Origin of the sequence: Motiliproteus sp. SC1-56 (assembly GCF_017309075.1) — a bacterium.
Classification (GTDB): Bacteria; Pseudomonadota; Gammaproteobacteria; order Pseudomonadales; family Balneatricaceae; genus Motiliproteus.
Genome location: NZ_JAEMGS010000020.1, coordinates 1 through 23283, shown reverse-complemented (window position 1 = coordinate 23283; position 23283 = coordinate 1). Strand labels below are relative to the sequence as shown.

26 protein-coding genes are annotated in these 23283 nt (G+C 61.5%); 17 read left to right on the top strand and 9 right to left on the bottom strand.

Translation table 11 applies throughout. The features are described from left to right. Positions 1–380 precede the first annotated feature (380 nt). The 8 genes from ccoN (at position 381) to ccoS (ending at position 8642) form a co-directional block, all read left to right on the top strand. Positions 381–1814, top strand: coding sequence for a cytochrome-c oxidase, cbb3-type subunit I (gene ccoN, locus JGZ97_RS17095; protein WP_207063916.1), 1434 nt, complete (start codon positions 381–383; stop codon positions 1812–1814). A 14-nt stretch (positions 1815–1828) separates the two neighbouring features. Beyond that, on the top strand, positions 1829–2545 hold the full coding sequence (ccoO, locus tag JGZ97_RS17090) for a cytochrome-c oxidase, cbb3-type subunit II (protein ID WP_207063915.1): 717 nt from the start codon (positions 1829–1831) through the stop codon (positions 2543–2545). Beyond that, positions 2538–2750, top strand: coding sequence for a cbb3-type cytochrome c oxidase subunit 3 (locus JGZ97_RS17085; RefSeq protein ID WP_207063914.1), 213 nt, complete (start codon positions 2538–2540; stop codon positions 2748–2750). The genes ccoO and JGZ97_RS17085 overlap by 8 nt, the downstream gene beginning before the upstream one ends. Continuing rightward, positions 2740–3591, top strand: coding sequence for a cytochrome-c oxidase, cbb3-type subunit III (gene ccoP, locus JGZ97_RS17080; protein WP_207063913.1), 852 nt, complete (start codon positions 2740–2742; stop codon positions 3589–3591). Before JGZ97_RS17085 ends, ccoP begins: the two co-directional genes overlap by 11 nt. Positions 3592–3890: 299 nt before the next feature. Beyond that, a complete protein-coding gene (gene ccoG / locus JGZ97_RS17075; protein ID WP_207063912.1) occupies positions 3891–5333 on the top strand; it encodes a cytochrome c oxidase accessory protein CcoG in 1443 nt (480 codons plus the stop codon). An 11-nt stretch (positions 5334–5344) separates the two neighbouring features. Continuing rightward, on the top strand, positions 5345–5839 hold the full coding sequence (locus JGZ97_RS17070; protein ID WP_207063911.1) for a FixH family protein: 495 nt from the start codon (positions 5345–5347) through the stop codon (positions 5837–5839). 3 nt (positions 5840–5842) lie between these two features. After that, the gene (locus JGZ97_RS17065) at positions 5843–8404 is read left to right on the top strand and encodes a heavy metal translocating P-type ATPase (RefSeq protein ID WP_207063910.1); all 2562 of its coding nucleotides are present in this window, start codon (positions 5843–5845) and stop codon (positions 8402–8404) included. A gap of 10 nt (positions 8405–8414) precedes the next feature. Continuing rightward, positions 8415–8642: a cbb3-type cytochrome oxidase assembly protein CcoS gene (gene ccoS / locus JGZ97_RS17060; protein ID WP_207063909.1), complete on the top strand. Its 228-nt coding sequence runs from the start codon at positions 8415–8417 to the stop codon at positions 8640–8642. Here ccoS and JGZ97_RS17055 read toward each other — a convergent pair. Next, positions 8639–9313: a hypothetical protein gene (locus JGZ97_RS17055; protein WP_207063908.1), complete on the bottom strand. Its 675-nt coding sequence runs from the start codon at positions 9311–9313 to the stop codon at positions 8639–8641. The genes ccoS and JGZ97_RS17055 overlap by 4 nt on opposite strands. 155 nt (positions 9314–9468) lie before the next feature. Between JGZ97_RS17055 and JGZ97_RS17050 the strand changes: the two genes are divergently transcribed. After that, positions 9469–10038: a hypothetical protein gene (locus JGZ97_RS17050; protein WP_207063907.1), complete on the top strand. Its 570-nt coding sequence runs from the start codon at positions 9469–9471 to the stop codon at positions 10036–10038. Here JGZ97_RS17050 and JGZ97_RS17045 read toward each other — a convergent pair. After that, complete coding sequence (locus JGZ97_RS17045; RefSeq protein WP_207063906.1) at positions 9994–10677, bottom strand: sulfite exporter TauE/SafE family protein; 684 nt, start codon at positions 10675–10677, stop codon at positions 9994–9996. The two genes, JGZ97_RS17050 and JGZ97_RS17045, sit on opposite strands and share 45 nt — an antisense overlap. Positions 10678–10732: 55 nt before the next feature. Continuing rightward, entirely contained in the window at positions 10733–11494 is a 762-nt protein-coding gene (locus tag JGZ97_RS17040) for a helix-turn-helix domain-containing protein (protein WP_207063905.1), read from the bottom strand. Between the two features lie 262 nt (positions 11495–11756). Here JGZ97_RS17040 and rlmM point away from each other — a divergent pair, with 262 nt between their 5' ends. Next, positions 11757–12818 carry a 23S rRNA (cytidine(2498)-2'-O)-methyltransferase RlmM gene (gene rlmM, locus JGZ97_RS17035; RefSeq protein ID WP_207063904.1) on the top strand — a complete coding sequence of 354 codons (1062 nt, stop codon included), beginning with the start codon at positions 11757–11759 and terminating at the stop codon, positions 12816–12818. Between the two features lie 7 nt (positions 12819–12825). On the opposite strand, the gene JGZ97_RS17030 is transcribed toward rlmM, so the two are convergent. Further along, positions 12826–13110 (bottom strand): antibiotic biosynthesis monooxygenase, encoded by a 285-nt coding sequence (locus JGZ97_RS17030; RefSeq protein WP_207063903.1) that lies wholly within the window; start codon positions 13108–13110, stop codon positions 12826–12828. 153 nt (positions 13111–13263) lie between these two features. Between JGZ97_RS17030 and tusA the strand changes: the two genes are divergently transcribed. From tusA to JGZ97_RS17015, 3 genes are all read left to right on the top strand, one after another. Beyond that, complete coding sequence (tusA, locus tag JGZ97_RS17025; RefSeq protein ID WP_207063902.1) at positions 13264–13506, top strand: sulfurtransferase TusA; 243 nt, start codon at positions 13264–13266, stop codon at positions 13504–13506. Positions 13507–13567: 61 nt separating this feature from the next. Next, positions 13568–14011 (top strand): ProQ/FINO family protein, encoded by a 444-nt coding sequence (locus JGZ97_RS17020; protein WP_207063901.1) that lies wholly within the window; start codon positions 13568–13570, stop codon positions 14009–14011. Between the two features lie 6 nt (positions 14012–14017). Further along, a complete protein-coding gene (locus JGZ97_RS17015) occupies positions 14018–14599 on the top strand; it encodes a TIGR00730 family Rossman fold protein (RefSeq protein ID WP_207063900.1) in 582 nt (193 codons plus the stop codon). A gap of 81 nt (positions 14600–14680) precedes the next feature. Here JGZ97_RS17015 and JGZ97_RS17010 read toward each other — a convergent pair whose 3' ends face one another. The 4 genes from JGZ97_RS17010 to JGZ97_RS16995 form a co-directional block, all read right to left on the bottom strand. Next, positions 14681–15676 carry a glutathione S-transferase family protein gene (locus JGZ97_RS17010; protein WP_207063899.1) on the bottom strand — a complete coding sequence of 332 codons (996 nt, stop codon included), beginning with the start codon at positions 15674–15676 and terminating at the stop codon, positions 14681–14683. An 85-nt stretch (positions 15677–15761) separates the two neighbouring features. Continuing rightward, entirely contained in the window at positions 15762–16835 is a 1074-nt protein-coding gene (locus JGZ97_RS17005; RefSeq protein WP_207063898.1) for a DUF3080 family protein, read from the bottom strand. Between the two features lie 24 nt (positions 16836–16859). Continuing rightward, positions 16860–17633: an ATP-binding protein gene (locus tag JGZ97_RS17000; protein ID WP_207063897.1), complete on the bottom strand. Its 774-nt coding sequence runs from the start codon at positions 17631–17633 to the stop codon at positions 16860–16862. After that, positions 17620–18396, bottom strand: a complete 777-nt coding sequence (locus tag JGZ97_RS16995) for a carboxylesterase (RefSeq protein WP_207063896.1) — start codon at positions 18394–18396, stop codon at positions 17620–17622. Before JGZ97_RS16995 ends, JGZ97_RS17000 begins: the two co-directional genes overlap by 14 nt. A gap of 375 nt (positions 18397–18771) precedes the next feature. On the opposite strand from JGZ97_RS16995, the gene JGZ97_RS16990 reads away from it, so the two are divergent. The 3 genes from JGZ97_RS16990 to can are packed head-to-tail and all read left to right on the top strand — an operon-like array spanning position 18772 to position 20548. After that, entirely contained in the window at positions 18772–19332 is a 561-nt protein-coding gene (locus JGZ97_RS16990) for an NnrU family protein (RefSeq protein ID WP_207063895.1), read from the top strand. A gap of 30 nt (positions 19333–19362) precedes the next feature. Continuing rightward, complete coding sequence (locus JGZ97_RS16985) at positions 19363–19860, top strand: nucleoside 2-deoxyribosyltransferase (protein WP_207063894.1); 498 nt, start codon at positions 19363–19365, stop codon at positions 19858–19860. Positions 19861–19918: 58 nt separating this feature from the next. Next, positions 19919–20548, top strand: coding sequence for a carbonate dehydratase (gene can / locus JGZ97_RS16980; RefSeq protein ID WP_207063893.1), 630 nt, complete (start codon positions 19919–19921; stop codon positions 20546–20548). Between the two features lie 110 nt (positions 20549–20658). Here can and pabB read toward each other — a convergent pair whose 3' ends face one another. Continuing rightward, a complete protein-coding gene (gene pabB / locus JGZ97_RS16975; RefSeq protein ID WP_242521860.1) occupies positions 20659–22059 on the bottom strand; it encodes an aminodeoxychorismate synthase component I in 1401 nt (466 codons plus the stop codon). A gap of 102 nt (positions 22060–22161) precedes the next feature. Here pabB and JGZ97_RS16970 point away from each other — a divergent pair, with 102 nt between their 5' ends. Continuing rightward, on the top strand, positions 22162–23028 hold the full coding sequence (locus JGZ97_RS16970) for an alpha/beta fold hydrolase (protein WP_207063892.1): 867 nt from the start codon (positions 22162–22164) through the stop codon (positions 23026–23028). The last annotated feature ends 255 nt before the right edge of the window (positions 23029–23283 follow it).

Genomic DNA, 23283 nt, shown 5'->3' with positions numbered 1-23283 from the left:
ACTGGCCTTGCGGCTGCACTTTCAGTTACGAGGAGAATCTATCCGGGTCGGCTCGCAAAAATGCCTTCCGGGTTCGACTAAGCTAAATAGGGATTGTCATTTCCACTTAGAGAGTATGGGTATTTTTGGTGCGCCTTGATTTGGGTCAAAAAACTGAGAAACCTCACTTGATAGAGTGAGAAGGGTGGCGCCGGCTTGATGGAAATCCGTTCCTGCTGCTGGGCTTAGCGTCAGGAAGCAGATTTTGGGATGTCACTGGAATTGACAATTGCTACAAAAACGGGTCTTATTGGCGCCGCTCGAAAACCCGGTTAACTTGATGGTTTTAGTCGGGTTTGATCAATTTTATTCAAGTTTGTCTGACCCAAAAGGGGGGGTTCATGGACGCCACAGCTGAACAGAAGTACAACCTTGGCGTTGTACGCTGGTTCGCCGTCATGGCAGTTGTCTACCTCGTGGTAGGCGCATCCGTCGGGGTGTATATTGCCTCGGAGCTGGCCTGGCCGGTACTCAATTTTAATATTCCGGAAATCACCTTTGGGCGCTTGCGTCCGCTGCACACCAACGCGGTGATTTTCGCTTTTGGCGGCTGTACGCTGATGGCCACCGCGTTTTATTCAGTCCAGCGCACCTGTGGCGTGCGTCTGTGGAGTGACAAGCTGGCTTGGTTCACCTTCTGGGGGTGGAACCTGATTATCGTCAGCGCGGTCATCACCCTGCCGCTGGGGCTGACCCAGGGCAAGGAATATGCGGAGCTTGAGTGGCCGATCGATATCGCCATCGCTGTCGTGTGGCTCTCCTACACCTTCAACTTCATCATGACCATCTTCAACCGCAAGAGCTCGCACATCTATGTGTCGAACTGGTTCTTCCTGTCAATGATGATCATGATTACCTACCTGCACGTGGTAAACAGCCTGGCCATTCCGGTGGGCCTGTTCAAATCCTACTCCATTTTCTCCGGTGTTCAGGATGCCATGATCCAGTGGTGGTGGGGTCATAACGCCGTCGGGTTTTACTTGACCGCGGGCTTCCTCGGGATCATGTACTACTTCGTGCCCAAGCAGGCGAACCGCCCGGTCTACTCTTATCGTCTGTCGGTCATTCACTTCTGGGCCCTGACCTTCGGGTACGTTTGGCTGGGGGCGCATCACTTGCAGTACACCGCGCTGCCGGACTGGACCGGCTCCTTGGGGGCGGCAGTTTCTCTGGCCATGATCATTCCCTCCTGGGGCGGCGCGATCAACGGCATGATGACCCTGTCCGGTGCCTGGGATAAGCTGCGTACCGATTACACCCTGCGCTTTTTGATCATGTCCCTGGCGTTCTACGCCATGTCCACGTTCGAAGGCCCGGTGATGTCGATCAAGACCGTCAACGCGCTCTCTCATTACACCGACTGGACCATCGGGCACGTACACTCCGGTGCGCTGGGCTGGGTCGCCATGGTCGGCGCCGGTGCCCTGTACCACCTGATTACCCGCTGTTTCCACACCGAAATGTACTCCACGCGCCTGGTTAACGTGCATTTCTGGTGCTTCACCATCGGTACTGTGGTCTACATCGTTGCCATGTGGGTCTCCGGCATCATGCAGGGCCTGATGTGGCGTGCCTATGACGATTACGGCACTCTGGTGTACACCTTCGCCGAGTCGGTTGCCGCAATGCATCCCTACTATGCAATGCGTGCCGTGGGTGGCGCGATCTTCCTGACCGGTGCGGCCATCATGCTTTACAACGTGCTGATGACCGTTCGCAAGTCTACTGCCGAGGGGCGAGTCTCCCAGGCGCAAACTGCTGTCGCCGGCGCTTAAAGGAGGATTGAAACATGGCACAAAATACTAAGCCCAAGAACCTGCAAGAGTGGTTCGAGGTCAATATCTGGGCCCTGGTGGTGGGGATCGCCATCGCGGTTTCGGTGGGCGGCATCGTTGAGATCGTGCCCCTGTTCACCATCGATAAAACCATGGAGCACAAGAGCACGGCGCCGGAGATCGTCTGGAAGCGTGAAGCTGGCGAGTCTCTGAGCGACTGGGCGCCGGGGGACGGCATTCGCCCGTACACCCCGCTTGAGCTGGCCGGCCGCGACGTTTACTTGCGTGAAGGCTGCTACCTTTGTCACTCGCAGATGATCCGTCCCTTCCGCGACGAGAAGGAACGTTATGGCCACTATTCACTGGCGTCGGAGTCCATGTATGACCACCCCTTCCAGTGGGGATCCAAGCGCACCGGTCCTGACCTGGCCCGGGTCGGCGGCAAGTACTCCGATATCTGGCAGCGTAAGCACCTGCGCGAACCGCGCTCGGTGGTACCCGAATCGGTGATGCCTAACTATCCCTGGCTGCAGCACGCGGAAATCAACCCTGAGAAGGTGCAGGCGAGCATGCGCGGCATGATGACCATCGGGGTGCCCTATATCGAGGCAGATATCGAGTCGGCCCCCGCCGAGGTGCAGGGCAAGACGGAGGAGGACGCCATCGTCGCCTACCTGCAGGTTCTGGGCACCATGGCCAAGCTTGACGATAACAAGGTGTACCGTGAGTAAACTGGCTGAATATTTCAGCACCGACTGGACAGCCATGACCGCCAACGACTGGGTGGGCACCGTGCTCACCGTGGTGGTCTTCTGTCTGATGGTTGTCGTGTACGTCTACGCGCTGCGTCCAAAAAATCGGGAGCATCTGGAATCCAAGAAATACATGCCCCTGGACGATGAGCGCACTGATAACGGAGATAAAAATGGCGGATAAAAATCCATTCCCGGGCGAGAACAATACCGGCCACGTCTGGGACGACAATATACGCGAGCTGCGTAATCCCATCCCCCGCTGGTGGATGATCGGCTTCTGGATATCGCTCGCCTGGTGGGTGGCCTACGGCATCCTGTACCCCATGATCCCCATGGGGGAAAGCTGGAGCAAAGGGGTGTTGGGCTGGTCCATGGTCGGCGAGTACCAGGAGGGGCTCGAGCAGGTTGAGAAGGTCCGCGCTAAGTACGAGGAGCAGATCGCCGGCTTGAGCGCCGAGGAGATTCTGGCCGACGAGGGGTTGACCGCCTATACCGTCGCCTCCTCGCGGGTTCTTTTCGGGGATTACTGCGCCGCATGCCACGGCTCCGGAGGCCAGGGGGGCGACATCTTCCCGGTGCTCGCTGATGACGACTGGCTCTACGGTGGCAGCGTGGCGACCATTCAGCAGACCATCACCAACGGTCGACGGGGCATGATGATCGGTCATGGCAGCATGTTGTCCGAGCAGGAGATCGCAACCCTGGCCTCGCTTGTGGCTGACTGGGATGGTGCCAGTGAGGAAGCGCGGACGCTTTACCAAAGCAAGGGCTGCTTTGGCTGTCACGGGGCCGATGGCAAGGGTATCCAGGCACTGGGTTCGGCGAATCTGACCGACGCTGTCTGGCGCTTCAGCGATCTTGATCCGGTCGCCAGTGCAACCTACACCATCACTCACGGGGTCAATGACCCCAACCAGCCGAAGACCCGCGAGGCGGTGATGCCTGCGTTCAACGAGCGCCTGAGTGAGAACGAAATCAAGAAGCTGGCCGTTTACGTCTACAAACTGGGCGGTGGCCAATAGGTCGATCGGGGGCGCGCGTAACCGGGTGGTTTCGCGCGCTTTTGGCGACGTCTAGCCCGTGATCGGGTTCAGGCTAAGGCCAACGGTCGAAAGGGGGCGAGGCCCCCTTTTTTGTGCCCTGCACCGGTAGAACGCAGCCTGCCTGCGTTGATAAAATGCACCTTTTGTCATTGTCGCAGTCACAGCGGTTGTCCGCTGTGGGGCGTGGTATGTTAGGTGTTTCTAAAGGATGGCCGTTACCGTCTGAGTGCGGTTTGAGTTCTATCCGGTGATGTGAGTCAGCCCCCAGGAGAGAAACGTTGAGCGACTTGAAAAGCCAGATCCCCACCGCCTCAGTGGACGATCTCTACGCAGAGAGCGGTCACTGGCATGTTAATACGGGCGAGGAAACCATCCACGCCAAGCGGATGCCAGGAAAGTGGCGCCGCTACAAGTGGTGGGCAAGTTTGGTTTGGTTGGTCTTCTTCTTCGGACCCTACCTGCGCTGGGATGGACGCCAGGCGGTGCTGTTCGACATCCCCGAGCGGCAGTTTCACCTGTTCGGCGTGACGATACTGCCGCAGGATTTCTGGATGCTCTCCTTGCTGCTGCTCTTTTTCGCCATTCTCCTGGCGGTGGTGACGGCCGTTGCCGGGCGTGTCTGGTGCGGGTTCTTCTGTTTTCAGACTGTATGGACGGATGTCTATACCCTGATCGAAGAGAAGCTCGAGGGGCCTCCGCCCAAGCGAAGAAAGCTCGAGCAGGCTCCCTGGGATGCAGCCAAGGCGCGGACCAAGTTGGCCAAACACAGCCTCTGGCTGTTGATTGCGCTCTTTACCGGCATCAGTTTTGTTGCCTGGTTCAACGATGCCTACCGGCTCTGGGGCGAGCTGCTGACCTTTGACCTGGGCATGGTGGCGCTGGTCTTTATCGCGCTGTTTACCGGCGGAACCTATCTCTTGGCCGGTTTCATGCGCGAGCAGGTCTGTCTCTGGTTGTGCCCTTACGCGCGCATCCAGGGCGTGATGATCGACAAGACCACGGTGGTGCCAACCTATGATTTGAACCGGGGCGAGCCTCGCGGGCGCATCAAGAAAGGGGAGCCCGAGGACCGGCGCAGCACCGGAGACTGTATCGACTGTAACCAGTGTGTCGCAGTCTGTCCCACCGGAGTCGATATTCGCCAGGGGCAGCAGGAAGGGTGTATCACCTGCGCCCTGTGTATCGATGCCTGTGACTCGGTGATGGAGAAGGTCGGGCGTCCGCTGGGATTAATCCGCTACGAGTCGCTGGAGGGGCTTGAGAGCGGGAGCTGCGTGCCTGTGGCCAGGCGCCCGCGTGTCTGGGTCTATACCCTGATTCTGCTGGCTTCCTTGTCCGGGATCGTCTGGGGGTTGAGTACCCTCGGTTCGATTGACCTGAAGGTGATTCACTCCCGGCAGCCGCTGTTCGTGTTGCAAAGTGACGGCTCGATTCAGAATAAGTACACCCTGAAAGTGCTGAACAAGACGCCCGCGGACCTGCCCGTTCGCATCACCGCCAGCGGCCCTGAGGGCTTGGTGCTGGTCGGGGATGAAGTATTGGTTACCGAGCACGGGGGGCTGGTAGCGCGGGATGTGTTCGTGCGTGTACCCCAGGCGAAGCTGGACCGCGAATCCCAGCCCATCAGCTTTGTCGTTACCGGGCAGGATTCACAGGGGCAGGTCTATCGCGGTGAGCGAACCAGCGTGTTTATCGCGCCCCCGTCTGTAGTGAGAAATTAAGAGAGATGAGTATGGCGAAGTCACAGTCCCCCTGGCGCAGCCCCTGGGTCTTGGGGTGGACCGCGTTGCTGGTGGTTTTCTTTATTGCCAACGGCGTTTTTATTTACCTCGCCCAGACCAACAATCCCGGTCTGGTGGTGGAGAACTACTACGAGCGGGGCCAGGACTACGAGAAAAACATGCTCAAGCGGCGAGCGGCGGATCCGGGTTGGGTCATGCAGATTCAGGAACCGGAGCAGCTCGAACCCGGACAGCCGGCGGTGTTCGGGTTTGAGTTGAAAGGCCGTGAGGGTGAGGTGGTCAACCCTGATGAGGTGGTCCTGCGTGCGTACCGGCCGGTTAACGCTGCGGATGATTTCGAGGCCCCGATGGCTCGATTGCGCTCGGGGTATTACGAGGCCGAGGTGAACTTTCCGTTGCCCGGCGTCTGGGATCTGTTGGTGACCGTGGACAAGGGCGGGGAAGAGTACAGTGCCCCGTTGCGGGTCAACGTAGGCAGTCGCTGACCGATGAGCCGGGAAGCAGTGCTGGATGCGCCATCGGGCGTCCGGGATGATGCGCGGTGCGAGCACTGTCACCAGTCGCTCAGCGCCGGTCAGGTCATTGAAGCGCCGGTGCAGGGGCGAGCACGGCGCTTTTGTTGCCACGGTTGCCGCTCGGTCTGTGAAGCGATCTACGCCGCCGGCCTGGAGGGGTTCTACGCGCGCCTCCAGACTGGCGATGCGTTGGCGCCCCCGCCGGAGCTCCCTGCCGAGCTGGCCTTGTATGACCTGCCCGAGGTTCAGGACGAGTTTGTCAGCGCAGGGGAGGACAGCCGCGAGGTCAACCTGCTGGTCGAAGGTATTCACTGCGCAGCCTGCGTCTGGTTGATCGAAAGCAGCCTGCGTCGGGTGCCGGGGGTGCTAGAAGCCCGGGTGAACCTCACCGGGCGTAAGCTGCGGGTGCGTTGGGACGATAGTCGCCTGCAGCTGTCTACCCTGCTGCAGCGACTGGGCAGCCTGGGTTATGCCGCGGTTCCCTTTGACCCTCAGACGGCGGAAGACAGCCTGCGCCGGCAGAACCGGCACCTGCTTTACCGGATGGGGTTCGCCGGTTTCACCATGATGAACCTGCTATGGATCTCGATCGCCCTGTACAGCGGGGCCGATCAGGGAGAGTACCGTAGCCTGTTTCACTGGATCGGCCTGCTGTTGGCCACTCCCACGTTGCTTTATTCCGGTTACCCCTTCTACAAGGGGGCGTGGCAGGGGCTCAGGCAATGGCGCTTCGGCATGGACCTGCCCATCGCCATCGGTGCCTCGATTACCTACCTGTATTCTGTGTACGTGACGCTGTCGGGGACCTCGGTGGGGGATGTCTACTTCGACACCGTGGTTAATTTCCTCTTCGTGATTCTCGTGGGACGCTACCTGGAAGCGATGTCCAAGCGCCAGGCCCTCGCCTCCACTCAGCGCCTGCTGGACCTTCAGCCCCGGGTGGCCACGGTGTTGCGTGATGGAGAGGAGCAGTTGGTGCCCATCCGTTCGGTGGCCGAGGGTGAGTATGTGCGGGTGCGCCCGGGCGAGCGCATTCCCGTGGACGGCGAGGTGGCGTCAGGCAGCAGCCGGGTTGACGAAGCCATGTTGACCGGGGAGTCGGAACCGGTATTGCGAGCCCCGGGCAGCCAGGTCTGTGCCGGCACGATCAACGGCGAGGGCAGTCTGGATATACGGGTGACCGGGTTGCTTCAAGAGACGGCGCTGGGGCGGATTATTCAACTGGTGGAAGAGGCACAGGCCAGTCGGGCCCCCATCCAGCAGGTCGCCGATCGCATCGTGCCCTGGTTTGTTTTGATCACCTTGAGCCTGGCGGCCGTGACCTTTGGTTTCTGGTTGCAGACCGGCTTTGAGCAGGCGCTGATGGCGGCGACGGCGGTATTAATTATCACCTGTCCCTGCGCGTTTGGGCTTGCAACGCCCATGGCCATTGCGGTGGCCTCGGGGCTGGGCGCCCGCAATGGCATCCTGGTTAAGAACGGTGCGGTGTTGGAGACCCTGTCGTCTGTGCGGGACTTTGTTTTCGATAAAACCGGGACCTTGACCGAGGGGCGGATTCAACTGGTCTCTTTGCACGGCGTCGAAGTTGACTGGCGCAGCGGCCAGGCGCTTGCCGGTAGCCTGGCTCAAAGCCTGGGGCTTGCCGCCGCGCTGGAGCGCCGCTCGGAGCACCCGCTGGCCCGGGCTCTGGTTGAGGGGGCTGAATCGCTGAACGCACCCGGCAGTGCCTTGGCCTGTGAGGATTTTCGCAACCGCCCGGGGCAGGGGGTTGTCGGCCGGGTTGGTGGCCACCAGGTAGCCGTGGGCACCGCGGTTTGGATGCGGGCGCTTGGTGTTAGTCCGGCGCCGGCGTTGGCGGCGCCGGCCCGGGCGCTGGAGCAGGCAGGCCGCGGGGCGGTCTGGATTGCCGTGGACGGCTGCGAAGTGGCTGTGGCCGGGGTCGAGGACCGGTTGCGTGACGATGCGCCGGCGCTGGTTAAGGCCCTGCGCGCCCAGGGGGCGTCTTTGACCCTGTTGAGCGGTGATCGGCAGCCGGCCGCTGAGGCGGTGGCGTCGGCGTTGGGTGGCATGCAAGTGATTGCAGAGGTGTTGCCAGAGGATAAAGACCGGGTAATCGCTGAGCTGCAGGCTGCGGGGCGGCCGGTGGTCATGGTGGGGGACGGCGTCAACGACGCACCCGCCCTGGTTCGCGCCGATGTGGGCATCGCCCTCGGTTCGGGCACGGATGTGTCCATCGCCAGCGCGGATATCGTTCTGCTCAGCAGCGACTTGGATAACGTAGCTCTGGCGACGGCGTTGTCAAAACGCACCCTGCGTACCATTCGCCAGAATATCGGTATTTCCATCCTGTATAACCTGATCATGGTTCCGCTGGCGATGGCGGCCATGGTGACGCCGCTGGTGGCGGCGATCACCATGCCCATCAGTTCGTTGCTGGTGATCGGCAATGCCGCGCGGATACGCACCCTGTTTCGGGAACGCGATCGTGGCCGCACGCCAAAGGTACAGGGTCAAGCGGCTAAGAGCTGGCTCTAGGAGTGATGTAATGGACGTAATTTACGGGTTGATCCCGGGTATGATTCTGTTGGGACTGGTGGCGGTAGGCGTCTTTTTCTGGGCGGCGAAGAGCGGCCAGTTCGATGACATGGAAGGCGAGGCCCACCGCATATTGATGGATGAGGACCTCGTGGATGAGGAGCCCGCCGCGCCTGAAGCGGCGGCTGAGAAGGGGGCTTCTTCCACGGATCCGAGCAACCCCGATGGCGAGCGCTAGCGGTCGCCTTCGGGCAGGGGGCTCAGCGGGCGGGCAATGCGTTCCAGATCCTCGCCGTTAAAGTACTGCAGCACCTCCTTGCCCTCGGGGTTGACGGCGATGTCCAGCCCCTTGTGCGGGTAAAGCCAGTGCACGACCCCGGAGGGCTCTTCGGCCTGTTTCTCGGGCTCGCCGAAGCGAGCGCGAAGCAGGCTTTCATCCAGGTTTGCAGAGGGGATGTACGTAAGATTAGTGACCGTGGTGTGCTTGAGTGCCTGGGCGTCTTCCGGTGACAGTTCTACCTTCTGGGTGCCGCTGCCAAGGCGGCTGATGCGAAGGCCGCGCTCAAATACGGCCTCGGCCTGATCTCGGGGCAGGGCCAGGCTGAGAATGAAATCGCCGCGTAGGCCGCTCAGGTTGAGTCGCTGGAAGTAGGCTTCGATGGCGTAATCGTTTTCAGGCGAACGGAAGAGGCTGAGCTTGGCCTGGGCTTCGAATAGGCGTTCGGCTTCGTGCAGCGTACTGTCGCCGAGGGTGATGCCAAAAACCCGGGTTTGGCCATCGGCGTTACGAGAGACTTCCCAAGGCAGCAGTGGGTCGGAATCCGGTGCCCGACCGCCGGGAAGCAGGACAGCGAGAGCGACGGCGGCAAGGCTGATGCCGGCAACGACAGAAACAACTTTTCGGTCCATAAAACGGGTCCGGTTAGCAAAGCAAAGTTCGGCAAGGGTTGCTCGCAGCTGGGCTGCGACGATCAGCGCGGGTTGCGCGCGGCGGCTAGTTTACCCAAACCGGCGTTAACGATAAAACCCGAGGCCCTCTGGCTCGGGCAACAAGGGCATATTCAATGAAGCTGGAACTCAGTGGCGACGAGATTCGACGGGCTAAACACCCCCACGAGCTTTTCCTCACCAACATGATCGGCAACCACATTCTCTGGTTCGTGGCTGCCCTGGGAATGTTCGGCTCGTTCTGGCAGCCGCTGGCCCTGGTGCCGGTCTTTTCCGTCGCTATCCTCGGCTACATTCTGTGGCGGGCGCGGCGAGCTCGCCAGGAGTCGAGCTGGTACGTGATGTGCCAATGGCAGATCGCAGCCCGGCGCAGCCGGGGCTTCATTCTGATGCTCGGGGTGCTGGTCACCGTAAGCTGTCTCGGCCTGCTGGGACACTTCTACCTGGGTATGGAAAAGGTTGCCGTGATGGCCATGGTAGGGGGGATGGGGCTGCTGCCGGTGCTGGTGTCGGTACTGGCGCTGATCGTCATGGAGTCGGATGCCCTTCACCAGGTGTCGCAGGGTAAACTGTCGCCCCGGGTTTTTGAGCGCTATCCCAACCCGGAGGCGGTCATCCTTGAGGACGACCGGCAATCGGTGTCAGAGCAGCCGGCCCAGCGTATAAAGTCCGAAACCGATCACTAGCAGCGCCGCCCCTTTTCGAACGCCCGGGTTGTGGAACAGGTGTGAGGCGACCCCCACCAGCGTACCCATGACAAGCAGGTTGGGTAAGGTGCCGAGCGCAAAGGCCAGCATCAGCAGGGCCCCTTCGGCGGCGCCCCCGCTGGCCACGGCGTTAATCAGCATGCTGTAGACCAGACCGCAGGGCAGCCATCCCCAGAGCGCCCCAACTGCCAGGGCACGCCCCGGCGAGCGGATCGGCATCAACTGTCTTCCGAGGGGTTCGATCCGGCGCCATAGATGGCGCCCCAGCGATTCCACACGGTTGAGCACCATCCACCAGCCACCCATGTAAAGCCCCAGAAGGATCATAAACAGGCCGGCCATCGCCAGCAGCAACTGCTGGGCTGTTTGCATCGGCAGGGATTCCACCAGCAGCACGCCCAGCCCGCCCATGAGGGCGCCGGCGGCGACATAGCTGAGAATGCGTCCGAGGTTATAAGCGCTGTGGAACAGCAGCAGAGTGAAGGTTTGGCCCTGCGTTTCCCGCGGCATGCCGAAGCTCAGGGCGCTGACGATGCCGCCGCACATGCCGAGACAATGAACCCCGCCGACCAGGCCGACGAGAAAAGCGCTGACGTAGGGCATCCAGATTTCGGGCATGGGGTGGCCGCGGCAGGAGGGGTAAGCCCTGCCGAAGCAGGGCTAAGATGGCGGTTTAGAGGATCTGGCCGGGCAGGCCGGACGCCTTGCGCAGGCGATCGATATCCAGAGTGCGAATGTGCTTGCCGCGCACCGCGATGGCGCCGGACTGGTGCAGCTTGGTGAACAGGCGGCTCAGGGTCTCCTTGCGCAGGCCGAGGAAGTTGGCGATATCATCCCGGGACATGGGCAGCTGGAACTCATCGGAGGAGAAACCGCGCTCGTTGAGTCGCATAGAAAGGTTGAGCAGAAACGCGGAAAGACGCTGTTCGGCGTTTTTGCGCGCCATCAGCATGGCGAACTGGCGATGCAGGTCAAAGTTTTCCTTGTTAAGCATGGCCTGGAAGTTTTGCAGCAGGGACGGCACTTGGTTGGCGGTCTCTTCCAGGTTTTCAAAGGGCAGTTCGCAAACGTAGGAATCTTCCAGTGCCACCGCGCTGCAGGGGTAACGCTGGGGGTAGATGCCGGTTTGCCCGAGCGCCTCACCCGCGAGAACGAAACCGACCACCAGCTCCTGGCCGCCTTCACAGCGATTGACCAGTTTGATGGCGCCGGAGGTGACCGCATAAATCGCCCGGAAAGGCTCATCCTCGCAGAACAGAGCCTGGCCCGCCTTCAACGGCTGGCGCCGCTCGACAAACTCTTCAGCCATGCTGAATTCCCGGCCCCCGAGCTCGATGGGGCTGCACAGGGGGAAAAGACCGCAGTCGTCGCAGGCGACGTGATGGGGCTGGCGGCGCTTCTTGGGGCGGTCGGTAAGTATGTTGTTGTTTTGCATTCAAGGTCCTACTCTGGTTGGGTCAGTGCGCGGTGAATTGACGACCTTGTCAGTGAAGGGGCCGCGACGGCGACCCCCGAAAAATCCGGGTGACTTGCGCATTAATTGATAAATAGTAACACCGCAATGGCGCAAGGCAAGTTGCTTTATATCAAAGTTATCCTCTTCGTGTGGGTTTTGTCATCGCGGTTTCTCCGGGTGGCCTTTGTCGCTGGTGTCTGAATGCCCAAGCGGCGATAATGCGCGCAGATTCGAGGAGCGTATGAACCACCTTATTTTGTACTGCCGGCCTGGATTTGAGTCCGAATGCGCCGCGGAAATTGTCGACCTTGCCCAGACTCGGCAGGTCTTTGGCTACGTAAAGGCATCGGGCGGCGACGGGTATGTCTGCTACGTCACCCAAACCCCGGACGGAGCGCGCCGACTGCAGGCGGAAATTCGGTTTCGGGATCTGGTGTTTGCCCGCCAGTGGATCGCAGCAGGGCCGTTGATCGAAGGGCTGCCGACCAGCGACCGCATCGAGCCTTTGCTTGCGGCAGCCCAGGGGCTTCCCCAGTGTGGTGAGCTGTTGCTGGAAACCGCCGACACCAACGCCGCTAAAGAGCTGGCCACGTTCTGTCGCAAGTTCACGTCGCCGTGCGTGCAGGCGTTTCGCCGGGCCGGACTGCTCAGCGCCACTCGCGATCGGCGCTTGCCCAGGCTGCACCTTTTTTTCCTCGACTCGACCCGGGTATACATGGGCGTCAGTCCTGTTGACAACAGTTCGCCGTATTCCATGGGCATTCGACGCCTCAAGTTTCCCGGCCAGGCCCCCAGTCGCTCCACATTGAAGCTTGAAGAGGCCTGGCTGGAAATGTTGTCTGCCAAGGAGCGGGAGCATCACCTGGTGCCGGGTTTGACGGCGGTTGACCTGGGGGCGGCGCCGGGGGGCTGGACCTGGCAGCTGGTGCGCCAGCATATGCGGGTTACCGCGGTGGACAACGGTCCTATGGCGTCGGAACTGATGGAGTCGGGGTTGGTAGAACACGTGCGCGAAGATGGCTTTCGTTACCAGCCCCCCAAGCCTGTGCACTGGATGGTTTGCGATATTGCCGACAAGCCGATCCGGGTCGCCGATCGGGTGGCCTTATGGTTCGCTCAGGGCTGGTGCGAGCGTAGCGTCTTCAACCTGAAACTGCCGATGAAAAAACGCTACCAGGCGCTCGTTCAGTGCCGGGACCTGATCCACGCCCGACTCGGGGAGGCGGGGGTGCCTTTTGAGCTGGATTTCAAGCACCTTTACCACGACCGGGAGGAGGTCACCGGTTACCTGCGGCGCCCGTAGCTTAGCTTCAGATATGCTCGAGCACGGTGATTTTCTCGTCGCCTTCGAGCATAGGACGCAACGCCTCGATCATGGCTCGCCGCTCGGCGGAGTGGTACCAGCGGCTCCAGTCGCCTTCGGAACGGTAGTTGGCGAACACCACCCGGTCCTCTTCATCGTCCGCGTTGCGCAGTGACTCCCCGGAAATGAAGCCGGGGCTCTGCATGGCTTTGAGCATGATTTTGCTGGCCGCCTGCTGGTAGGGGTCGATCAGTTCTTTCGGCACACGCCGTTGTATCATTACCTTGATCATGGGACCGTCCTTAAAAAGTGCCTTGCTAATCAAAAGTATATGTCACTCTGCAGAGCCTTCAACGCAGGCTCGGGGCAAGCCGGTGGCCCGCATCGCTTTTTCCCGGGGAAATCTTCTGCGAGAATAGGGGCTTGGATTCCAGAGGTAGCCGCTATGGCTGAGACCAAAGCCGATCACGTGATGGATGCCAAGGGGCTCTACTGCCCCGAGCCTGTCATGCTGCTTCACAACAAGGTGCGGGAAATGGGTGCCGGTGAAGTGCTGCAGGTGTTGGCGACCGACCCCTCCACTCAGCGTGATATTCCCAAGTTTTGCGCCTTTCTAGGGCACGAGCTGATCGCGCAAGAGGAAGACGCTGATATCTTCAGTTACCTGATTCGAAAAGGCGAGGGTTGATCCCCTTGCCGCTCGCGCCCGCCGGGGTGCGATGTTCTTCTAAAAACCACAAGACGTAACTATGACCACTGCCAACAAACCCTCTCAACGCAACAAAAACCGGGCTGCTAATCAGGCGGCGATTTCACAGATCAGCGAGCTTTACCCTCGGACGTTCGATCGTGAGGCCGTCAAGCCGCTCAAAATCGGCATTCAGGATGACTTGGTTGCCGACGGCAAATTGCCCCAGGGGAAAATCAAGCGGGCGCTGGCGTCCTACGTGCGCTCGCCTCTTTATTACAAGGCGCTGCAGGCAGGGGCGGTGCGTATCGACCTGAACGGCGAGGCTGCCGGTGAGGTGACGGAAGAGCAGGCCGAGCACGCCCGGGCCATGCTGGAGAAAATCCGCGAAGAGAAAAAGGCGCGCGCCCAGGCCGCCCGCGAGCAGGCCAAAGCGGAACGGGAGAAGGCAAAGGAAGCGCGCTTCAACGATAAACTCTCCCAGCTTCTGAGCAAGAACAGCTGACCCGCTATGGACGCGGTCTGTGTCTATTGTGGCTCCAGTGACGGTGCGGACCCGGCGTTTGCAGTGATCACCGAGCGGCTTGGCGATGCGCTTGTTGCCGCCGGACTGACGCTGGTTTACGGTGGCGCCCGTAACGGCCTCATGGGACGCCTCGCCGACCGGGTGTTGGCGCAAAATGGGGACGTAATCGGCGTGATTCCCCATGCGCTGGTGGCCTGGGAGCAGGCGCACCCGGGGTTAACCGAGTTACATCAGGTCGACACCATGCATGCGCGCAAGCAGGGGATGATGGCGCGGGCAGACGGCTTTATCGCCCTGCCTGGGGGCATTGGCACCCTGGAAGAGATCTTTGAAATGATTTCCTGGGCCCAGCTCGGGGTCCATGCTAAACCCTGCGGCTTTATCAGCGTAGGGGGCTATTACGACGCCCTCATCGAGTTTCTCGACCATAGCGTCGCCCAGGGGCTCATGCGCCGTCAGACCCGGGAGATGATCCTGATCGAGAGTGACCCTGAAGTGCTGCTGGCGCGGATGGCTAGGTACCGGTCACCGGTCACCCACCGTTGGATAGACTCCGCCCAGACCTGACCTGTCCACGCGGAGCACCCTGGCGTACGTTGAGCGCTCTCGTACCTTTCTTTCCCGAACCAAACTTGCGGCTGTTGCGGCTCAAAGGTGATCGCGCTTGGGCGGTGCCTCCAGGTCAAGCTGAGGCCCCAAGGGAATAATGCCCGGCGGATTGATGGTGCGGTGACTGTAATAGTAATGGGCCTTGATCTGCTTGATATCCACCGTGCCCGCGATACCGGGATACTGGTAGAGCTCACGCAGGTAACCCGACAAGGCCGGGTAATCGGCGATGCGGCAGCGGTTGGCCTTGAAGTGGCCGACATAGACCGGATCAAAACGCACCAGGGTGGTAAACAGCCGCCAGTCGGCTTCGGTGATCTGCCGCCCGGCCAGGTAGCGGTTTCGGCTCAGGTGGGTTTCTAGCCAGTCCAGGGCGCGAAACAGGCGCCGGTAGGCCTTGCGGTAGGCCTGTTGACTGGTGGCGAAACCGCACCGGTAGACGCCGTTGTTTACATGTTCATAGACGAAACGGTTGATGCGGTCGATCAGCGGCCGCAACGGTTGGGGATAGTAGTCATCCCGGTTGCCGGTCAGAGCGTCGAAGGCGCTGTTGAACATGCGCACCAGCTCGGCGGACTCGTTGCTGACGATGGTTTGGCGTTGGGTATCCCAGAGTACCGGAACCGTGACGCGGCCGCTGTAATCCGGTTGGGCGCGGGTGTAGAGCTGGTGATGGTAGCGGCAGCCGTAGAGCGGCTCGAGCGGGGGAAAGCGGGGGTTGTCGTATTCCGGGTCGGAGCGGTACTCCCAGCCGTTTTCCATCATGTACGGGTGTACCGTGGAAACCGGGATGAGCTTCTGTAGTCCCTTGAGCTCTCGCATGATCAGAGTGCGGTGCGCCCAGGGGCAGGCCAGGGAGACGTAGAGCCGGTAGCGCCCGGGCTCGGCTTTAAATCCCCCTTCACCGCTGGGTCCGGGGGCGCCGTCGGCCGTCACCCAGTTGTGGAAACGTGACGGCTCGCGTTTGAAGTCTCCCCCGGATTTTTTGGTGTCGTACCACTGGTCATGCCATTGACCGTCGATCAGTAATCCCATCGTACTGCCTTTTTACTGAGGTTGATCTTCCCATTGTATCAATGGGCTCCCCCCCTTTTTGAGGGTAAATTCATATTTTTCTGATCTAGGTCGGTGCCTGCGGCATCAGGTTGCACTGTTTCAGCACGCTCTGCCACGCCTGCGTATGGTGCCGCAGCGCTTTCTGAAAGCCGCCCCAAAGCCCCTCTTCGTTGTTTTTACCCACCATTTGACGCAGGTAGTGCTGCAGCGGGGCGGATAATACTAGTCCGGTGTCGTGGGTCATGGCGCGCAGCTGTTCAATCCAGGGGCCACCCTGGCGGTGGACCCGGGACAGGTAGGTCTGAACCCGCCCGGCGTAATAGCGGCTAAAGACATTTTTCAGTATCCGTCCCCGCTCGGTGGGGCCGCCGAAGCAGATCGGTCGGCGTTCCAGGGCGGCCTCGATGGTGGCCGCCGTGTGATCGAGGTAATGGGTGAGCAGGGCCAGTGACTTGAACAGTTTGCTGCCGTATTCGCTGTGATAGAGGGTTTCGTAGCGGGTCTCGAGGGTGTCCAGGCCCGGGGGCAGGAAAAACGGTTGGCCGGGCTCAAAAGCGCGCACCTGGGTCTGTATCGCCCCGAGGGCCTGGAGGGCGCGCACGCTGTCGCCGTGGCCTGTGTCGCCCTCCAGCGGTAGCGGGGGGGAGGAAAGGGAGAGGTTTTTTTCCAGGGATTCACTCGTAAAAATGCCGTTCCAGACCTCGTGGGCCAGGTTGTCTGCCTTGGTCTGGTAGATGCGTGCCAGGAGGGCGCTGAACGCTTCGTCTTTCAGGGGGTGGGCCTGGTCCTGCAGGTAGCAGCCAGAGAGCCCGTCAAAAAAGCGCAGTTCGTAGCGTAGCCGGGTGGAGGGCTTCATGACCCGGCCCAGAGAGCTGTTGCGTTCAGCGATGAGGGGTAAAAGGTGGCAGAGCCTGAAGTCGAGGGTTTCCAAGACGCCGGTGCGCAAATCGGTGATCGGCAGCCGACGGTGGCGCTTTCCGGGCAGGGGGAGGGCGTTTTCCAGACGATCCCCTCGGGGGAGTTCCACATCCAGGGTGTTTTCGACCCGGCTCAGATAGTCGTCCAACACGGCCTCGGGGGAGTCCGCGGTGCAGCCGCCCAGCCAGACCAGGGCCGCTGCCACCAACAATCTGCTCATGGGCTGATTATAGGTGGCGCGGTTTTATCCTGCCCCGGTGTGAGCGTTGAAAAACTGCTTGGCGGTGCGTCCGCTTCGGGAGCCCTTGGTCATCGCAAAGCGCAGGGCCTCGCGGTGCAGCTCGTCCCGGTTCGGGTGGGCGGGGAAGTAGCTGTCGACGATCTCCAGGTAGCCGGGTTGGTCGATGGCGTAAAAGGAGAGCCAGAGCCCAAACCGGTCCGAGAGGGAGATCTTCTCTTCAACGGCGTCGGTGTAGTGCAGCTCCCCGCGCCCTACCTGGGTGCCCACGTTGTCCTCGGCACGCTCCGCCAGCAGGTGACGCCGGTTAGAGGTGGCGTAAAACAACACGTTGCACGGCGGAGCTTCAATGGAGCCTTCAAGGGCGCTCTTAAGTGCTTTGTAGCCGCTCTCGCCCCCTTCGAAGGAGAGGTCGTCGATGAAAATCACAAAGCGCTGCGGCAGGTCCCTGACCTCGTCGACGATGTCCAGCAGGCACTCGAGATCCTGGCGGTCGATCTGAATCAGGCGCAGCCCCCGGGGGGCGTAATGGTTGAGCAGCGCCTTGATCAGCGAGGATTTTCCGGTTCCCCTTGCCCCCCACAGCAACGCATTGTTGGCTGGCAGGCCGGCTAGGAAACGCTCTGTATTGCGGCACAGGGCGGCCTTTTGCCGTTCGATCCCGATCAGTTGTGCGAGGCGGATCGGATCGAGCTCCCGGACCGGGCGAAGGTAAGCGAGGCGACCGCGCCAGATCGCGGCCTCGGTACGCTCCCAGTCGGGCGGATTATTGGTCTGCATCAGCTGACTCCTCCAGCTCGTCGAGGAGCGCGTCCAGGGTGCGGCACAGGCGTTTGAGGTCACCCGGCTCGCTGAGGCGGTGATCCCCTTGCTTGACCAGCTGCACCTCCACATCCTGGCTTTGCAGCCGGTCAGACAGACTCAGCGCGGTCTGCCAGGGCACATCCTCGTCGCACATGCCCTGGATCAGGCGCACGGGGCCCTGGAAGGGAATGGGGGCGTCCAGGAGCTGGTGCTGGCTGGCTTCGTCGAGAAATCGCTGGGTGATGGTATAGGGGCGCGCGTCATAGCAGGAGGCCAGGTCAACCTGGCCGCTGGTCGCCAGCTCTTGGCGCTGCGCGGCGTTGAAGTAGCGCTGCGGCAGGTCACGGGTGAAGTCTGCCGCCGTGGCGATGCCCAGCAGGCCTGCCACCCGCTCGGGGCGGACGCGGGCGGTCAGGAGCATGATCCAGCCCCCCATCGAGGAGCCGACCAAAACCTGGGGGCCTTGCGTGAGCTGGTCAAGAACCGTCAGAGCGTCGTTCGCCCAGTCCCCCAGGGTGCCGTCGGCAAAACGCTCGGAGGATGCGCCGTGACCGCGGTAGTCGAAACGCAAGAACTGGTTGCCGCGACGGGCCAGGTGATCTTGCAGGTGCAGCGCTTTGGCGCCCTCCATGTCGGACATGAAGCCGGTCAGGAAGATGACGCCGGGGGGGCGGCCGGGGGTGAGGTGATAGGCGAGGCGGGCGCCCTCAGCTGTCTCTAGGTAGTTGGGTTCGCTCATGAGGGGATCCATAGTCGAGATAACTGCGGGTTAGAGTACTGGCATCACCGGTTAAATTTCCAGCCCGGCGGCTTTGGCGATTAACCGGCGGCTGATGGTTGCAGTAAGCGCTGGCAGGGAGAGGCGCGGTCTCTCCCGGGGCTCGCCGCAACGCGAGTAGCGGCCGCCGGGAGCGGGTTAAGGCCGCGCTGCAAGGGGTGTCGGCTATCTTTTAAGGATGCCGTTCGCATGCTCGGTTGACGAGAAAATTCGGGTGATTTTGCGCCATTCAAAGGAGAATGGCACATCCTCACGGGACGGGGGTAGGGAGCGGATGCCCGCCCTCGGTGTCTGGGGCGAATCGAGGCGATCTGATACACAGGGAGCGATTTTGCGATGACCTACTTGATTCTTGGGCTTGGTCTCTTTTTCAGCGTCCACCTGGTTCCCCTGGTGGTGCCCCTGCGAAGGCGCCTCGTTGAGCGGCTAGGACGCGGGCTTTATCTGCTGTTGTTTGCGCTGCTTTCCCTCGGCGGGCTCGCCCTGATGGTGTTTGGGCTGTCTGCTCCCTCTGACGTCCAGCTATGGGCGCCAATGCCCGGTGCCCGCGTGGTGGCCCTGATGCTGATGCCCGCCGCATTCGTCCTGCTGATCAGCGCATACCTGCCCGGACACCTGCGAGGCTGGTTGCGCCACCCCATGTTGATCGGGGTGCTCCTGTGGGCGGTGGCGCACCTGCTGGCCAACGGCGATCTCAAGACCTCCCTGTTATTTGGCGCCTTTGCGCTCTACGCCATCCTGGATATTGCGCTGAGCCGCTCTCGCCCCACGCAGACTCCCCGCGGGAAGCCCCGCTGGAGCTTTGACGGGGCCGCGGTGCTGATGGGGCTGTTCGCCTTTGCCGGCGTGTTGCACGCGCACGGCGCTTTATTCGGCGTGGCGATCCTGGCAGGCTGAGCCCACCGCGGTAACTGTTATGAGGCGACGATGAAAATTTACCTAGCCGGCCCATTGGGCTTTTCCGAAGCAGGGCGCCACTTTCACCGTAACGAGTTGGTCCCACGGCTCGAGGGCCGGGGCTATCGGTTACTGGATCCTTGGGTGCTGGGCGACTCCCCGGCGCTGCAGGAAGCCCTCGCCCTCACCGATTTAAACCAGCAGCGTAGCCGGTTGCGGGAAATCAACCGGGAGATCGGTCGTGGCAATGCCGAGGCGATCCTGGCTGCCGACCTGGTGCTGGCGGTCCTTGACGGTACGGACGTGGATTCGGGGACGGCGGCGGAGATCGGGTTTGCCTATGCCCGGGAAAAGCCGGTCCTCGGTTACCGGGGGGACTTCCGTTACGCCTGCGACAACCTGGGGAGTCGGGTGAATCTGCAGGTGGAGTATTTCATCGAAGCCAGCGGCGGTGTTCTGGTGGACTCGCTGGAGGCGTTGCTGGCAGCGCTCGACAGCAGCTGGCCGGTGGATTCAAAAGCCGATTGAAACGCTCGGATTAATTCCGTATAAATGCAGTTTTTGATGCTACTTTGGTCGCACGGATATGAGTCTCAGCGAAAATCTCTTTGAAAACAACCGCCAGTGGGCGGAGAAAATAAAACAGGAAGACCCGGATTTTTTCCGGCGTCTGTCGGCCCAGCAGAGCCCGGAAATTCTCTGGATCGGCTGCTCCGACAGCCGGGTGCCCGCCAACCAGTTGCTCGAACTCGCCCCCGGCGAGGTGTTCGTACACCGCAATATCGCCAACGTGGTGGTGCATACCGACCTTAACTGCCTCTCGGTGATTCAGTACGCGGTGGAGGTGCTCAAGGTGAAGCACATTATCGTCTGCGGGCATTACGGCTGCGGCGGTGTGCGTGCAGCGTTGGAGCCCAGCGAGCACGGCCTGATCGACAACTGGCTGCGCCATATCAAAGATGTCTACCGATTCCATCAGGAAACCCTGGCCAGTTGCCCGGATCACGATGCGAAAGTGGACCGGATGTGCGAGCTGAACGTGGTGGAGCAGGTGGCGAATGTTTGTCACACCACCATCGTGCAGAATGCCTGGAAGGCGGGGCAACCGCTGTCGGTGCATGGCTGGGTTTACAGCATCGAGGACGGCATTCTGAAGGATCTGGCTGTGGGCGTCAGCGGCCCCGAGGATCTCCCCGACATTCACCGCGTGGTCTGAGCGGAATTCTAGGCGGCGTCTTGAGCGGAGCGGTGCCGGGCGCCCCTTCCTGCTGCGCCAAGCAGGCCTGAGCCGGGTGGTCTGTCGTCACGACCCTCACCAAACGTGGTTCAGGCCTGTTCCAGGCAGTGCAACAGGTTGCCCACCTTGGTGAGGGTTTCCTGGTATTCCGTCTCGCAGTCGGAATCCGCCACCAGACCGCCCCCGGCCCAGCAGTGGAGGCGGTTGCCCTCGGCCACCAGGGTGCGGATGCAGATGCTGGTATCCATGCGGCCGCTGAATCCCAGGTATCCGATCGATCCGCAGTAGACGTTGCGCCGGTGAGGCTCCAGTTCCTCGATGATCTCCATGGCGCGGCGTTTCGGAGCGCCGGTAATGGAACCGCCGGGAAAGGCGCCCTCCAGCAGGGGGAGCGCGTCCCGCGCGCGTTGGAGCTGGCCTTCAACGGTAGACACCAGGTGGTGCACGTTGGCGTAGCTCTCCACCGCAAACAGGCTTGGCACGCGAACCGACCCGGTGCGGCAGGTTTTGCCCAGGTCGTTGCGCAGGAGATCGACGATCATCAGGTTTTCAGCCCGATCCTTGACGCTGCTAAGCAGCGCATCCCGCAGCCGGGCATCGTCATGGGGACTGGCTCCCCGGGGACGGGTGCCCTTGATCGGTTTGGATTCGACCCGCTGTCCGTCACTTTGAAGAAACCGTTCCGGAGACAGGCTGAGCACGGCCCCCTCGGGCAGTTCAAGATAGGCGGAAAAGGGGGTGGGTGCGGCGGTCCGCAGGCGTTGATAGGCCGTCCAGGTGTCGCCCTCATAGGTGGCGGAGAAACGCTGGGCCAGGTTTACCTGGTAGCAGTCGCCGGCCAGGATGTAGTCCTTTACCCGCTGGAACCGCTCCTGGTACGCCTCCCGGTCCAGGTTGGAGGTAAACTTTGTCGACAATCGAAACCCTGCACCGGGGAGTGACGAGGCTGCCAGCAGCTGTTCGGCAACAGCCTCGAGCGCCTTTTCGTCAACCTGTCCCACCAGCTCGCAGTGTCGCCGGTGGTGGTCGACGACCACCGCCCAGGGGTAGATGCCCAGGTTCATATCGGGCAGTCCGATGTCGGCCTTGGCCGTTGCCGGCAGTGCCATCGGGCGCCGCCCCAGATCGTAGCCGAAATAGCCCAGTGCCCCGCCATTGAAGGGAACCGTGCTGGCGTTATCTTCCGCTAGCGGGGGCGTGAACCCCTCGGCCTCCAGCACGCCTTGAAGCGCTTGGAAGGGTGTGCCTTGCAGCAGCTCTCGGCTGCCATCCGGGTTCTGGCGCCAGGTGTTTCCGTTGATACTCAGCACCCGGCAGCGGGGAGCGGCGCAGAGGATGTCGAAACGTCCGCGGTTGGGGCCCGCGGGGCCGCTGTCCAGAAAAACGGGGCAGGGCAGGGCACGCAAGGCTTGAAACCAGGTGCAGCTGTCGGAACGGTACGGAAGGGGCAGGCTTGGCACGGCGGGAAGGTTACGGCGGTTGACGGGCAAAGACGCATTCTACTCGGATGGCATAAGGAGGACCAGTAGCTAGGCCGGCTTGGCCTGTTCGCTGGCACAGCCTAAAATGCCGCTTTTGGCATCGGATCCGAGATGAAAACCCACTGGCAAGACGACGTTCTCTGGTTGGAAACGGACTGGCAGCGGATCCGCTATCGCCGTTATTGCAACCCTTATCACCCGGCCCCCCGGCGGTTGCTGCTGGTTCATGGCGCCGGGGTCGCCGGCGATGACACCTGGGGCCACCTGGTGCCTTACCTTTCGCACTGGAGCGAAGTGTTGGTGCCGGATCTGCGGGGGATGGGGGAGACCTGCTACCCCGACGGCGTCGAGCGTCCCTGCCGGGTGGAGGAGTATGTGGACGACCTGGTCGCGCTGCTGGATCATCACGGCTGGTGGGCATTCGACCTGGCCGGCTACTCCCTTGGCGGGCTGTTGGCGCTGCTGCTGAAGGCCCGGTACCCCCACCGGGTGCACAAGCAGTTTCTAGTGGAATCGGCGTTGCTGGACCGGGCCGATATGGCGGCGGTCATCGCTTTGCGGGATCGTTACAGCGAGGCCGCCCAGCGCATGCGCGAACCCGGTGGCGCTCGCGACGGGGTTCAGTTTTTCCTCGATACCATCTCGCCCAACCGGATCCTCTCCCCACGGGCCGAGGCCACCACCATCGACCGGTTGGCGCGCCGTTCCCTGGGGTTTTCCTACGCGTTAGACGCAGTATCCGAGGCCTGTCGGCGACTCGATCGGGCTCAGCTGCTTGCGGTACAAAAGGATGTCAGCAGTTTTGTGGGCGGCCGCAGCGTCGAGGAGCTCCACCGCTACCAGGCGGCGCTCGCCGCCAGTCGCCCCGATTGGCGTTACCACTGTATTCGGGGATGTGATCACAGCCTGCCGTTCCAAAAGCCCCGCCAGGTTGCCCGGCAGATGAACGCGGACATGGCGGACTATTTGGCGCGCTAGCCCGCATTTTTCATGAACCTTCGGCTGGGCGTCGGATTTTGGTGATTCGGGCTTGATGGCCCTATTTGGCGGCTTTCTGGGCCAAGATTGGCCCATTTTCAGCCCTGCAGACATAGCGCCCCCTTTCTCCCCATTCGTGCAAGCCGGGGGCGCTCGCCACCACTACCCCGGCGAAAGGGTTTGGGTCAGGCGGATAAATTCCTGCTGATCGGGACAATGCTCGTTGAGGAGGAAGCGGATGCGCCGGGTGTTGCG